The sequence below is a fragment of the Rhodococcus sp. IEGM 1351 genome (genome assembly GCF_030056875.1).
Lineage (GTDB): Bacteria > Actinomycetota > Actinomycetes > Mycobacteriales > Mycobacteriaceae > Rhodococcus_F > Rhodococcus_F opacus.
Genome location: NZ_JASHKU010000015.1, coordinates 181,272 through 195,815, shown reverse-complemented (window position 1 = coordinate 195,815; position 14,544 = coordinate 181,272). Strand labels below are relative to the sequence as shown.

Genomic DNA, 14,544 nt, shown 5'->3' with positions numbered 1-14,544 from the left:
TCTTCACCCGCGGCAAGGTCGTCACCACCCGCTGGCTCGACCCCAGCCACGGCGGCCTCAACCTCGGCTTCCCCCAGAACAACTAGCCCTCCATGAGGCTTTCGTAGACGGAAAACCCACCAATCACCTGTGCGGGGTGCGGATCTCGGACCGCACCCCGCACAGGCCCCAACCGCACGATCACCCATCACACCATCAAGGAGCACGTCATGCCTCTCGTTCACATCCACGTCATCGAGAACAGGCGTACTCCTGAACAGCTTCGTCACCTCGCGGATGTGGTGCAGGGCGTGATGCTCGAGCACTTCGCAGCACCGGACCGAGACCGCTACCAGATCATCTCCGAGCACAAGCCGGGTCAGATCATTGCCGAGGACACCGGGCTGGGGTTCGAGCGAACCGACGACATCGTGGTCGTGCAGGTGGCCCAACAGGGCCGCAGCCAGGAGCAGAAGAAGGCCATGTATCGGGCACTGGCTGATCGCCTGCACGACGAGACCGGGTTGGCGCCAACCGATGTCATCGTATCGGTGCTCGAAAACACACGCGACGACTGGTCCTTCGGCAACGGTGTTGCCCAATTCGTGGAAGGACACCTCTGAGAACGGGCATCGACATGACCGGATATCAAACAGAGATCCTCACCTTCGCCGTGACCTGGGCACGCTACGACGGCTACACGGACATCTCGGCGCACCGATCCGATGGCGGATCCGCCTGCGGGAACCCGAGGGATTCGTCGCTGCTGATTCCGGCCTGTCCAGCATCGGCACAGCGATCCGCCGGGTTTCGACGTACAGCCGCCACAACCAGTCGAGAGCGAAGGAGGCGAGGTGCTCTCGAAACGCACGCTTGTCCGTGACCAGCATTCCGGTCGGTTCTACCCAGCCACGACGCATGATCTCACTGACTGAAAAGTGCACTGCCCGGCTCGACGCTGCGTACAGATAGTCATACGGCTCGCGTTGGCCGACACGGTCTGCGACACACACCCCCGTCGGTACGATGCCACCCGACCACCCGTACTGCTTCCTTCAGCACCGTCAGCACAGCTCTGGTCTCCTCGCTCTTGGCAACTGCCCACTCGAGGAAGTACTTGGATACCAGAGCCGTGCCATCTCCTTGTCCCCGATATAGTTCGATTCGCAAGCAGTGCTCGCAGGGAGCCGAAGTTGCCCACCGACACGAACAACTCCTGGGACTCCTCCAGGTCGAGCGACGCGAAGAAACCGAGATACGTCTCGTCCTGGAGAGCCGCGCGCACAAATGCCACGCCCAGATGACCCACGTCGTGTCGACTGAGCAAAATGGCGGCTCGAATGCTTTCCTGCTGGCGACGAAGGGAACTGTTGACGGCCAACAGCCGGAATCTTTCGCCACGTCAGCCCACTGCAGGTCGCCGACAGTGAGCACATGTTCGGTACAGTCCGCGAAACGTTCCACCGCCCCGATCCGAGACGTCGAGGGGCGTCCAGCGATGAATCGGTCCGTCATTGTCTTCCGACATCGGGCTCATCACGTCGGAGGCTCCGTTGCATGCGCCGGGGACGGTGTGTCGCTCGGGCCTCCTACCTCAGGCATCGCCAGGGCCCCGACGGTGCAACCTTGTTCGATGAAGCCGGCCCATTTCGCGGGCAAATCGACTCCCCGGCCCACCTCGAACTCCATCCGCTGATTCCCGTCGAGCGACTTGTACCCGCTGCCCTGAGCCATGGTCGTTCACTCCCTGCAGCCGGCGAACCGGCGCCTCCCACCGAGGGCCGATCGCGAACACCTGACCGTCTTGTTACTCCGGATGGCCGGAGGCCGGAACTCAATTGGTCGCGGTGTCCTCGATCCGGAGGATGTCAGAAGAGAGCACCCTGTGTGTAGGGGCAATGGTGCTGCAATCGCCTCGGCACGCAAGCGCGGGTCGTCCTTCGACGACGAACATTGAGCAGTGCCGGGCATCTGCACGCTCCGGCACTTGCACCAACAGTCGGTTCGCTGCCGAAGTCGGCGCCCACGCCCCTGGTGTCCGGCCACCAAGCAGAGAAGAATTTGTATATGCCCAGCTCACACCGGACGCTCCGGAGGAGAAGGAGATGGTTGGGATGGCTGACGAACATCCCCCGCCCGTGTCGGCAGCGGCGGCCGCTGCGGCCGCGTTGCGTGACATCGCAGATGTGATCGGAAAGGAATCCGAGAACGCGACGGCGGTAGTGCCGACCGAGGAGGGCTGGTCGGTGGAAGTGGAGGTGGTCGACGACCGGCACATACCCCCGTCAGCGGACATGCTCGCACTCTACGAGGTGGTGCTGGACCTCGATGGAGAATTGCTGTCGTACCGGAGGACTCGCCGGTACCGGCGCGGCTCCGCCATCGAGGTGGCAGACGAAGCGCTTCCCGTCGACGAAGATGACGAGCCCCACCGTGACCGAAGCGACGGTGCCCGGTGACAGGTGCCGGTGCGAGTTCGCGTCCGCACACCGCAGGTCCTCGGCGCTCACGTCGGTGCGCGTGTCGACGAGGAACTGTCAGGAGGGCGAGTGTCGTGGAGAGCATGAGAACACACCACCCCGATGGTCGGCAGGTGCGCCGACAGCCGTGGTCGATGCTCCCAACCGACGAGTAGGGGAATCCGCCGGCAACAAGCGAATCGAGCGCGTAACTCACGGAATTCGTCACCCGGCGCGCCGGCCGGGCGTGCGCGCCTAGGACCGGGCGAGCCGGCGGTCCGCGAGCGCAACGTGCTGTGCGAGGACGGGGCCGATGCCGGCGAGCGCTTCCGGACTCGTCATCTGCTGGTGCGTTACGGGAACGGCGTGTTCGAGGATCTCGCCGCTGATGTGCGGCCTCCACGCGGAGACGCCGGTGGATGCATCCACGGAATCTGCCGCACCGAAGTACAACAGATCGAGACCGCTCGGTGTGGACGGGCGGTGCGCGAGGGCGAGGTCGACCGTCTGGGTGAACACCCGGTGGACGGAGTCGAGGTCGTCCACGGTCACACCAGCGAACAGTCCGCCGGTGCGACGCAATACTTCCACGGCACGATCCGTGGTCGCCGCCGCATTCTCGTCGCCCGGGACCACCGCGCCGAGCTCCGCCAGAAGTGCTGCCACGGTGGGCTTCTCCGTCGTGTGACCGAATCCTTCGGCCAGGTGTGTGTCGAGCATCGCGAGGGTGGCCACCTCCTCGCCGACACCCGTGAGCTGCACCGCCATCTCATGGGCGATCTGACCGCCGACCGAGTAGCCGACCAGGTGATACGGACCGTCCGGTTGCACCGAGCGGATCCGTTGGACATACCGGGCGGCGAGATCCTGCAAGGAGTCGACACGCAGGTCCGGGTCGGTCAGCGCCGGGGATTGCAGCCCGTACACCGGACGGTCGCCGAGATACTGCACCAGTCCGGTGAAGCACCAGGCCAACCCGATCGCGGGGTGGATGCAGAACACCGGGTTGCCGGTTCCGGTGGTACGCAGCGGCAGCAGGACGTCGAGCGACCGGTCGGCGGCATCCTCCGCCCGGGAGTCCTCTGGCGCCGTGGCGATCATGTGCGCCAGGGCTTCCGGTGTCGGATGGGTGAAGATCCACTGCACCGGCACGGCGCGCGCGGACGATTCGGCAATCCGCGCGATCACGCTCGTCGCGGTGAGCGACGTGCCGCCGAGCGTGAAGTAGTTGTCGTCGAGGCCGACCCGGTCCAGGCCGAGCCCCTCGGCGAACGCGGCGGCCACTACTTCCTCGGTCGCGTTGCGCGGCGCCCGGTACGCGGCGCGCACCGCGGCGAAGTCGGGCTCCGGCAGGGCGGCGCGGTCGAGTTTCCCGTTCGCGGTGACCGGCACGGCGTCGAGCACGGTCACGGTCGCGGGGACCATGTGCGGGGCCAACCGCGCGCGGGCGTGCGCCAGGACCGCGGAGGTGTCGAGTAGCGAACCCGCAGCGGGGACGACGTAGCCGGCCAGCCGGTCGCCGCTGGTGTTCACGACGGCACGATCGATACCGGGGTATCCGAGGAGAGCCGATTCGATTTCGCCGAGTTCGATCCGGAAACCACGAATCTTCACCTGAAAATCCGAGCGACCCACATACTCGAGCACCGGCCCACCCTCCGAACGCCGCCACCGCACCACATCCCCCGTCCGATACATCCGCTGCCCCGGCCCACCGAACGGATCCGCAACAAACCGCCCCGCCGTCAACCCCGACCGATTCCGATACCCCCGCGCCAGCGCCGGACCCGACAAATACAACTCCCCCGCCGCCCCGAACGGCACCGGCCGCAACCGCCCATCCAGAACCAATTCACCGAACCCACGAACCGGACCACCCACCGTGACCGACTCCCCCACCACCAAACCACCGCTCGCATTCGACATGATCGTCGCCTCCGTCGGCCCATACGCATTGAACATCCGCCGACCCGGAGCCCACCGCGCGACCAACTCCGGCGGGCACGCCTCACCCGCCACCACCAAAGCACCCAACGCCCCCACCGCAGCCGGATCAACCGACGACAACGCCGTCGGCGTCAACACCGCATGCGTCACCGACTCCCCCACCAAAATCCGCGCCAACTCCTCCCCACCGTAAACCGTCGGAGGAACCACCACCAACCGCGCACCCAACCCCAACGCCCACACCAACTCGAACACCGACGCATCGAAACTCGGTGACGCACAATGCAACACCCGAGCACCCGCACACACCCCGAAACCCGAACGCTGCGCAGCCACCACATTCGCCAACCCCCGATGCGTCACCACCACACCCTTCGGCACACCCGTCGACCCCGACGTATAAATCACATACGCAGCCTGACCCACCCGCACCGACGCACCCCGATCCACATCGGTCACCACCCCCGCCGACACCGACAACAACCGCGACTCCGTCACCGCATCGTCGAGCACCACCCACCGCACCGAACCCGGCAACCGATCCCGAAACTGCGAAAGCGTCACCCCCACAACCACACCCGAATCCACCACCATGTGCTCCACACGACCCGCCGGATACTGCGGATCCACCGGCAAAAACGCCGCCCCCGTCTTCGCCACCGCCCACACCGACAACACCGACTCGACCGACCGCGCCACCGCCACAGCCACCACCGACTCCGCACCCACCCCCGCCTCGAGCAACACCCGCGCCAACCGATTCGACGCCTCATCCAACTCCCGATACGTCACACTCCGACCCTCACACACCACCGCAACCGCACCCGGATCCGCAACCACCGACGCCGCCAACAACTCCGGCAACGTCACCTCCGACACCGACACCTCACCCACCACCGGCGTCAAGCACTCCAACTCCGCCACACCGATCACGGCGATGTCACCGATCGGGCGGTCCGGCGACGCCGTGACCGCGTCGAGGATGCGGACGAACTGGTCTGCGAAACCGCGCACGGTGCTCGCGTCCAGGATGTCGGTGGCGAAACCGAATGCCGCAGACATTCCGGCAGGTTCGCCGGCTGCGTCGACGTTCTCGCTCAGGGTCAGGTAGAGGTCGCATTTGGCGACCTCGACACCGGCGTCGACGACCTCGACGGTCAGTTCGGGCAGTTCGAGGCGGCCCTCCTCGGTATTCTGGAACTCGAGCAGCACCTGGAACAGCGGGGTGTGCGCGGTCGACCGCACCGGGTCGACCGCCTGCACCACCCGGTCGAACGGCACCTCCGCGTGCCCGAACGCCCCGAGATCGGTCTCGCGGACGTGCGCCATCAGATCGGTGAAGGAGCGCTCGGGTGCGACGCGGGTCCGCAGCACCACGGTGTTGACGAACATGCCGACCATCTCGTCCAGTGCCGCGTCGCCGCGACCGGCGACGGGCGTGCCCACCGCGAGGTCCGTCTCGCCGCTCAGCCGGCCGAGCAGGACGGCGAGTGCGGCGTGCGCGACCATGAACAGCGTCGAATCGTGACCCCGGGCGAGGTCGGACAGCTTCTTGTGAAGGTCCGCGCCGATCGCGAACGCCACGGTGGCGCCGTGTGAGGACCGCTGCAGCGGACGCCGGCGGTCGGTCGGCAGCTCGAGCAGCTCGGGCATCCCGTCGAGGGTCCGGCGCCAATAGTCCAGCTGCGCCGAGATCGGCGAGTCCGGGTCGGTGTCGCTGCCCAGGGTGCGGCGTTGCCACAGCGCGAAGTCCGCGTACTGCACCGGCATCGGCGCCCATCCGGGCGGGCGTCCGTGCGTACGCGCGGTGTACGCGACCATCACGTCGCGGGCGAGCGGCGCCATCGACGAGCCGTCCGCCGCGATATGGTGAAGCACCAGGACCACCACGTGCTGATCCGGACCGGTCCGCAGTACCGCGATGCGCATCGGGACGTCGCGACTCACGTTGAATTCTGCCGACGCCAGAGTCACCAGCTCGGTGCGCATCGCAGCCTCGTCGGACACGGTGACCGGGGTGAGGTCGACGGTCACCCGATCCGCGGGCAGCACCACCTGATGCGGGCCGTCAGCGGACCCCGGATAGACGGTGCGGAGCGGCTCGTGCCGTTCGACGACGTCGCCGAACGCGGCGCGCAGAGCGTCAATGTCGAGTTCCCCGGTCAGGCGCAGCGCGATCGGAACGTTGTAGGCGGGCGAGGTCGTGTCGACCTGGTTGACGATCCACATCCGCTGCTGTGCGAGGGAGAGGGGCACCCGGTCGGGGCGCGGGCCCGCCGTGAGGGCGGGACGCGCCGCGGTGCGGCGATCCGCGGCAGCGGCGCGGGCGGCGAGCCCCGCCACCGTGGGCGACTCGAACAGCTCCCGGACCCCCAAGCCGACACCCAGGGCGGAGTTGATGCGGGCGACGGCGCGGGTCGCGCTCAGCGAATTACCGCCCAGGTCGAAGAAGTTGTCGTCCAGCCCCGCCCGGCCGAGTCCCAGCACCTCGGCAAAGACGTCTGCCACGGTGTGTTCGGCCGAATTGGTCGACGCACGGAACACGGTGCGTACGATCGCGAAATCCGGGGTCGGCAGACCCTGCCGGTCCAGCTTGCCCACCGGGGTGAGGGGCAGCTCGTCGAGGATCACGATCGTCGCGGGAACCATGTGGGCGGGCACGAAGCCGCGCACATGGTCGGTCAGTTCGGCGACGTCGGGTTCGCCGTCACCGGACGGCAGGACGTAGGACACCAGGACGGTGTCGCCGGACGGGGCGGTGCGGCCGAGGGTCACCGCGAACGCGACGCGGGGATGCCGGGTCAGCGCTGCGTCGATTTCGCCGAGTTCGATCCGGAAACCACGAATCTTCACCTGAAAATCCGAGCGACCCACATACTCGAGCACCGGCCCACCCACCGACCGCCGCCACCGCACCACATCCCCCGTCCGATACATCCGCTGCCCCGGCCCACCGAACGGATCCGCAACAAACCGCCCCGCCGTCAACCCCGACCGATTCCGATACCCCCGCGCCAGCGCCGGACCCGACAAATACAACTCCCCCGCCGCCCCGAACGGCACCGGCCGCAACCGCCCATCCAGAACCAATTCACCGAACCCACGAACCGGACCACCCACCGTGACCGACTCCCCCACCACCAAACCACCGCTCGCATTCGACATGATCGTCGCCTCCGTCGGCCCATACGCATTGAACATCCGCCGACCCGGAGCCCACCGCGCAACCAACTCCGGCGGGCACGCCTCACCCGCCACCACCAAAGCACCCAACGCCCCCACCGCAGCCGGATCAACCGACGACAACGCCGTCGGCGTCAACACCGCATGCGTCACCGACTCCCCCACCAAAATCCGCGCCAACTCCTCCCCACCGTAAACCGTCGGAGGAACCACCACCAACCGCGCACCCAACCCCAACGCCCACACCAACTCGAACACCGACGCATCGAAACTCGGTGACGCACAATGCAACACCCGAGCACCCGCACACACCCCGAAACCCGAACGCTGCGCAGCCACCACATTCGCCAACCCCCGATGCGTCACCACCACACCCTTCGGCACACCCGTCGACCCCGACGTATAAATCACATACGCAGCCTGACCCACCCGCACCGACGCACCCCGATCCACATCGGTCACCACCCCCGCCGACACCGACAACAACCGCGACACCGTCACCGCATCGTCGAGCACCACCCACCGCACCGAACCCGGCAACCGATCCCGAAACTGCGAAAGCGTCACCCCCACAACCACACCCGAATCCACCACCATGTGCTCCACACGACCCGCCGGATACTGCGGATCCACCGGCAAAAACGCCGCCCCCGTCTTCGCCACCGCCCACACCGACAACACCGACTCGACCGACCGCGCCACCGCCACAGCCACCACCGACTCCGCACCCACCCCCGCCTCGAGCAACACCCGCGCCAACCGATTCGACGCCTCATCCAACTCCCGATACGTCACACTCCGACCCTCACACACCACCGCAACCGCACCCGGATCCGCAACCACCGACGCCGCCAACAACTCCGGCAACGTCACCTCCGACACCGACACCTCACCCACCACCGGCGTCAAACACTCCAACTCCGCCACACCGATCACCGCAAGCGGAGTGCCGGGGTCGGCGGCGAGCAGTTCGTCGATCAATTCGACGACGCCGGCGTGATGCGACTGCAGGTCGTCGTCGCGGTAGCGGTACGGGTTGGCCTCGAACTCGACAATCGTCGACGCCGGGGTGCCGCTCCGGTACACGTTGACGGACAGGTCCGGGACGGGACCGGTGGTGAGGATCCGGAAGTCTCCGGTCAGCGACCCGAAGGTGAGATCCTGATCGAAGAGCATCACGTTGATCATCGGTCCCGAGATCCTGCGGGCCTCGGCGGACACGCCCAGCTCGCGCAGAATGTCCTCGACGTTGCCGCGCTGGTGCCGCATTGCTCCCATCAGTTCGTGCTGGACCCGGGTCACGAGGTCGCCGACGGTGTCGTCGGGTCGGACCTGCACCCGCAGGGGGGCGACGTTGGCGAGCATTCCGCCGGATCGGCGCAGTACAGCGGTGGTGCGTGCGGACAGCGGAATGTCCACGAGCACGTCCTGCCTTCCCGTCCGCCGCGAGAGATAGCAGGCGAAGGCGGCGATCAACGCGGCCGCTGCCGTCGCGCCCGGCCGGCCGTCGGTGTCCTCGAGCCGTGTGACGGTATCGGCGGACAACGCCGTGCGCACGGTGAGACTGTGGGCTGCAGGCGGAGCCTCGACGTCGGTCAGGGAGGCGCCGTTCGTGCGTGTGTGGAGACGTTCGGCCCAGTAGTCGCCGTCGGACGAGAACCGGTGGGATGCCCGGTACTCCTCTTCGAGGCGGTGGAGGGTGTGCAGGTCCGCTGCACGGTTCGGTTGAAGCTCGAGGCCCTGGACTGCCGCGGTATACAGGGCGGCGACACGATTGACCATCGTCATCGCCGCGTATCCGTCGAGGGCGACGTGGTGGATCCTGCTGTACCACAGGTGCCGCTCGTCACCCACCCGCAGCAGCGACGATTCGCACAGATAGTCGTGCTCGAAATCGACTCGTGCCGTGTAGTTCTCCTGCATCCACGCCTCGGCGGCGGCCATCGGGTCGGATGCACCGCGGAAGTCGACGATTCCCATGGCCGCGTCGGCCGGTGGGTCGACCACCTGGTGCGGCTCACCGTCGACGTCGACCAGACGCAGGAACACGGACTCGTATTCGTGGCCGGCGACGAGTGCTACCTCGCGGAACAGATCGACGTCCAGCGGCCCGCGGATGTCGACGTACTGCGCAATGCAGATCGGCACCTCCGGGGCGAGCTGCTGCGCAAACCACAGCCCGTGCTGCGCCGCGGACAGCGGGAACGGATCGGATCGATGCTCTCGGTAGTTCACTCGCGCAGCGTGTTCCATCAAATCACCAACCAGTGTGCTTGCGCCGCTGGGTTGACGGCGGGACGCTCGGTCCTTCTGGACAGGGGGAGCCGGACATACCGACGCCACTACAGTCCCGCGGATCGCCGTGCGCGAAAACACACCCTAGGTGTGCGGTGTCGACACCCTGACCGCCCGCACAACCCCACGACGAGGATGCCGGAGAACTATGCTTGGCCGTGAGCTTGTTCGAGGCGCGACGACCTGGAACGCCGCCGAGGAGGTCCGCGATGAAGGCGATCATCCACACCCGGTTCGGCGGACCCGACGTACTCGAACTCGCGCAGGTCCCGAAACCAACGCCCAAGGACGGCGAAGTCCTGGTGAAAGTCCACGCGACAACGGTGACAACAGCCGAATGCAAGATGCGGCGGGGCGAACCGCTCTGGGGCCGGTTCATCCTCGGGCTGCGACGGCCACGAAGGAGACTGCGGACCCTGGGCCTCGAGCTCGCCGGAGAGATCGAGGCCGTCGGCAAGGACGTACACCGGTTCCAGCCGGGCGATCAAGTATTCGGGTTCACCAGTTTCGAGATCGGCGCCTACGCCGAATACAAGTGCCTGCCGGAATCCGCCTCGCTCGCACTGAAGCCAGTCGACAAGACCTACGAAGAGGCCGTCGCCGCCGTCGACGGCGCCACCACCGCACTGTTCTTCCTCCGGGACAAGGCGAAGGTGCGAACCGGACAGAAGGTCCTGGTCAACGGCGCCTCCGGCAGCATCGGCACCTACGCGGTGCAACTCGCCAAGTCCTTCGGCGCGGAGGTCACCGGCGTGTGCGGTCCGCACAACATGGAGATGGTGAAGTCCCTGGGCGCCGACAAGGTCATCGACTACACCAAAGAGGACTTCACCGAAAACACCGAAGCATATGACGTCGTCTTCGACACGGTGGGCAGGAACTCGTTCGCTCGGTGCAAGGGCTCGCTCACCGAGAACGGATGCTACGTTCCCACATCCGGGCTGAACAACTACGTGCTGTCACTCTGGACGTCGCTCCGAGGCGGTAGGAAAGTCGTCACCGGTATGTCCGTCCGCAAGAACGACGCATTGGCGTACATCAAGCAGCTCCTCGAAGCGGACACATTGCGGGTCGTCATCGACCGCAGCTATCCCCTGGAACGCATCGTCGAGGCGCATCGGTACGTCGACACCGGACACAAGAGGGGCAACGTCGTCATCACCGTGGCCTAGACGAGCCCACACGAAGCAACACTCGGGTACGCACGTTTACGAGACCGCGACCCGGGGGAATCTCGTAGACAAAAGGACGATGCCACATGTTGAAATCCGATACCCCGAACCCCCCGCGACCCACCCGAAGCTTCCTCGACCGGCGCCGCGGGCCGTCCGACCGTGAACTCCTGACCACCGCGAAAGCAGTTCTGATCACCAGCCGCGGCTACAGCGATGCCCAGGCCTTCGACGAACTGCTCGACGTGGCACGACGGCACCACCTCTCCGTGCAGGGCGCCGCCCGGTGCCTGATCGACCTCACCAGCAACACCCGGCACCTCACCAGTCGCCGTCCGGGCTCGTTCCCCGAATGGGAAGGACTCCGCGGACAGCCGGCGGGGCACCACCGTCCTTCGCGGCGAATAGCCAGCCTGCACGGGCGACACCATCCCCACCTCGCAACCCAGATACGACCGTGACCAGCCTTCGGCAGATCCCCGTTGGTCGCTACGCCGGACTGCGCGGGACGGCGACCGTCGATCCCACCCACCGTCGCAGATACGCACGCAGTTCGTCCTGGCTACGCGGCGGGTTTCCGGGCGAGATGAAGAACGACTGCATCGTCCGCAGCTGATATTCGACGAGCTCACGCAGGGCCGGCTCATCGTAGCCGTGCCGCTCCCAGTCGACGTCGAAGCGCCTGATCATCGTCATTCCGAACAAAAGGGCTTCATCGGACGTGATTCCCGCGGTGTGGGAGTGAGAGCCGGACAGCATGATGCCGAGCTGCGGTATGCGGGGCGCTTCGTTGAGCGTGTAGATCACGGCCTCGACCACAGCTTCTGCGGGATCCTCGATACCCACGAGGTGTGCTGCGAGGCGGTCGAGGAATCCGTCGACGGCGGCGATGGCGGCGGCCCGTAAGAGGGCGTCGGTGCTGGGAAAGTACCGGTACACCGTCTGACGGATGACGCCGAGGGATTCCGCAACGTCGGCGATGCTGATCGCCGTATCTTTCCGGCTGATGAGCTCGACTGCGGCGGTGACGATTCGCCGGGACGCTTCTTCGTCACTTTCAGGCGGACTGCCACCCCACCCACGCCTGCCAGCCACTGTCTTTTCCCTACCTCTCACAACGCGGGGCCCGAACGTCGCGCAAGGGCTGTCGGCGCACCTCCCGACCTGGACTCAGAGGTTACCGCGAACGCATAAGCCTCCGACTCGAAGGCCTGCTTCGCAGACAGTCTCCAGGGAACCATCGAAACGTAATCATACAATCAGTTCGATGTATGTATGTTATTAATCACTTGGGTCTCTACCCACCCAGAGGCTGCAGCCCACTCATGCCGCACGAGACGAGGTATCCCCATGACCGACCTGCACCCCAGAAAGATGGATTTCGCGTTCGACGAACAGGACGTCCCGTTCCTCTGGAACCCCGACAACCCGGCCTGGTCGAGCATGTCGAATGCGATCTCGTTCCTGGCCGTCGGCTTCGAGAAGATGATCGTCAAGGCGATCATGCAGGCCAAACCGCGGATGACCGATCCCGAGGTCGCAGAAGAGGCCATGGCGTTCATGCGTCAGGAGGGTCACCACTCGACCGCGCATCGCCAGCACGTCAAAGCCCTGATCAAGCGATACCCGGGGCTCCAGAACACCCTCGACGCGGTGATCGGCGAGTACGACCTCCTCACCGAGGCGACCACTCTGAACTACCGACTCGCCTACACCGCGGACCTGGAGGCGACTTTCACGCCGGTATTCAAACTGATGCTCGACAACGACGCGACCCTCTTCCGGCCGGGAGACGACCGGGTCGCCTCCCTGTTCATCTGGCACTTCGTCGAGGAGGTCGAACACCGAAGTTCGGCGATGATCATCTTCAATTCCCTTGTCGGGGAAGAGCTGTACCGGATGCGGATGGCTCCGTCGATCTTCGCACACGTGATGAAGGTGATGCGGATCGCCTGCGCCGGCTTCAATCAGCACGTGCCGATCAAGGAGCGGAAGGTCGATTCGATGTCGATGTTCGCCACGCACCGGACGAAGCAGAAACTGCTCACGGTGTTCGCGCCCTACCTGAGCAAGGGCGTCATGCCGCGTGCGTTCGACGACCTCCCGCGCGGTGAACAGCTGACCGCCCTCGCCGGCATCGTCCGTAGTCAGATGCCGAAGCACGACCCCACGCACGAAAAACTGCCCGCGCTCGCCGACGAGTGGTTCATCCGATACGACGCAGGCTACGACTGCACCCGCTGGTACACCGCAGAGTCGCGCACACGCCGGACCGATCCCGTCGCGGCGGTGGTCGACTGATGGCCGATCTCTGCTCGCCCACCTTCGACCAACTCTCGACTGCGCTCGGATTCTCGTGCGCCGAGGCCGGCGGACTCGTCGAGGTCCGTAGTCCCTTGGCGCTGGAGAACTGGACCCTGCCGGTCCTCGAGCTCACCATCGTGCTCGGGTCGGTGCTCGCGCTCGTATTCGCGATCCTGCGCTGGCGCCGCAACGGCGATCCGACCAATCTGGTGCTCTGGTTCGGGGCCACCGCGTACCTGTTCGTCATCGAGCCACCGCTGTACTTTCCGGCGGCGTTCGGAATCGAGGAGCACGTGGACACGATGTTCGCGCACAACGTGTTCACCGTGGACTTCCTGTGGGGCCGGTTGCCGCTGTACATCATCGCGATCTATCCGCTGATGGCCACGCTCGCCTTCGAGCTTGTCCGGATGCTCGGCGTCTTCCGGAAGTGCGGGATACTCGTCGGCGCGGTCTGCGTGGGCTTCGTGCACCACGCGTTCTACGAAATCTTCGACCAGCTCGGACCGCAGCTGAGGTGGTGGGAATGGTCGACCACCAACCCGGTCAACCAGCCCATGTTCGACTCGGTCCCACTACCGAGCGTGGTGGTGTTCGCGGCCCTGTGGCCGATGTCGCTGGCCCTGTGCGTTCAGTTCTTCGTGGGGCGCTACGCCGACAAGGGACGGGACTTCACCGGGCTCGAGCTGGTGTGGCGCACGATCGTGATCGGTCTCCTGGCATCGGCGGGCACGTTCATCCTCCCGATCCCGGCGACGGTCCTCGGAATGGAGAGCACCACGGTCCGTGGAATTCTCTACGCGACCGAACTGATGGTCGTCGTGCTCGTCGCGATCCCGATCCTGGTCCGGCAGTGGTCGCGGCTGCGGCGGGGGACGTCGGACGTACCCGCCTACTCGAACGATTTCGTCCGTGTCTACAGCGTGGTGTACCTCGCCGTGATGGGCATTCTGTGGGTGACCGCGTTGCCCAGCTACTTCGGCGCTGTCGACGGCATCACGAGCAATGGCGACCCCATCGGAAATCTCTGGTACACCATCGCCTGCTTCGCGATTGCGATTCTGTGCGTCGCCGCCACCTTCACGGTGCCGCGGGGCCCCGCTGACGGCCGCGGCCCGATCTCCGGTGAGGGTGCGGTGCCGAACGCGGTCCGATAGGCGCGACGACGGGAGCGACTGGTCGGCCGGTGCGACCCCACCCGTGAA

At 66.0% G+C, this 14,544-nt stretch carries 8 protein-coding genes and 1 pseudogene; 7 read left to right on the top strand and 2 right to left on the bottom strand.

Features of this window, described 5'->3' with window-relative positions; translation table 11 throughout:
- From QM806_RS25560 to gvpO, 3 genes and pseudogenes are all read left to right on the top strand, one after another.
- A pseudogene (locus QM806_RS25560) lies at positions 1 to 86 on the top strand (methylmalonate-semialdehyde dehydrogenase); the annotation flags it as partial.
- Positions 87 to 209: 123 nt separating this feature from the next.
- Complete coding sequence (locus QM806_RS25555) at positions 210 to 602, top strand: tautomerase family protein (RefSeq protein WP_005566527.1); 393 nt, start codon at positions 210 to 212, stop codon at positions 600 to 602.
- 1,491 nt (positions 603 to 2,093) lie between these two features.
- Positions 2,094 to 2,438, top strand: coding sequence for a gas vesicle protein GvpO (gvpO, locus tag QM806_RS25550; RefSeq protein WP_005566532.1), 345 nt, complete (start codon positions 2,094 to 2,096; stop codon positions 2,436 to 2,438).
- Positions 2,439 to 2,693: 255 nt separating this feature from the next.
- Here the strand turns inward: gvpO and QM806_RS25545 are convergent, their stop codons facing one another.
- Complete coding sequence (locus QM806_RS25545; RefSeq protein ID WP_283293194.1) at positions 2,694 to 9,821, bottom strand: non-ribosomal peptide synthetase; 7,128 nt, start codon at positions 9,819 to 9,821, stop codon at positions 2,694 to 2,696.
- A 251-nt stretch (positions 9,822 to 10,072) separates the two neighbouring features.
- Here QM806_RS25545 and QM806_RS25540 point away from each other — a divergent pair, with 251 nt between their 5' ends.
- Positions 10,073 to 11,035, top strand: a complete 963-nt coding sequence (locus tag QM806_RS25540) for an NAD(P)-dependent alcohol dehydrogenase (protein WP_120661083.1) — start codon at positions 10,073 to 10,075, stop codon at positions 11,033 to 11,035.
- Between the two features lie 86 nt (positions 11,036 to 11,121).
- Positions 11,122 to 11,496 carry an ANTAR domain-containing protein gene (locus tag QM806_RS25535; RefSeq protein WP_005566539.1) on the top strand — a complete coding sequence of 125 codons (375 nt, stop codon included), beginning with the start codon at positions 11,122 to 11,124 and terminating at the stop codon, positions 11,494 to 11,496.
- A 28-nt stretch (positions 11,497 to 11,524) separates the two neighbouring features.
- On the opposite strand, the gene QM806_RS25530 is transcribed toward QM806_RS25535, so the two are convergent.
- Positions 11,525 to 12,130: a TetR/AcrR family transcriptional regulator gene (locus QM806_RS25530; protein WP_005566541.1), complete on the bottom strand. Its 606-nt coding sequence runs from the start codon at positions 12,128 to 12,130 to the stop codon at positions 11,525 to 11,527.
- 255 nt (positions 12,131 to 12,385) lie between these two features.
- Between QM806_RS25530 and QM806_RS25525 the strand changes: the two genes are divergently transcribed.
- Positions 12,386 to 13,336 (top strand): metal-dependent hydrolase, encoded by a 951-nt coding sequence (locus QM806_RS25525; protein WP_005264701.1) that lies wholly within the window; start codon positions 12,386 to 12,388, stop codon positions 13,334 to 13,336.
- A complete protein-coding gene (locus QM806_RS25520) occupies positions 13,336 to 14,496 on the top strand; it encodes a hypothetical protein (protein ID WP_054247789.1) in 1,161 nt (386 codons plus the stop codon). The genes QM806_RS25525 and QM806_RS25520 overlap by 1 nt, the downstream gene beginning before the upstream one ends.
- Positions 14,497 to 14,544: the final 48 nt, after the last annotated feature.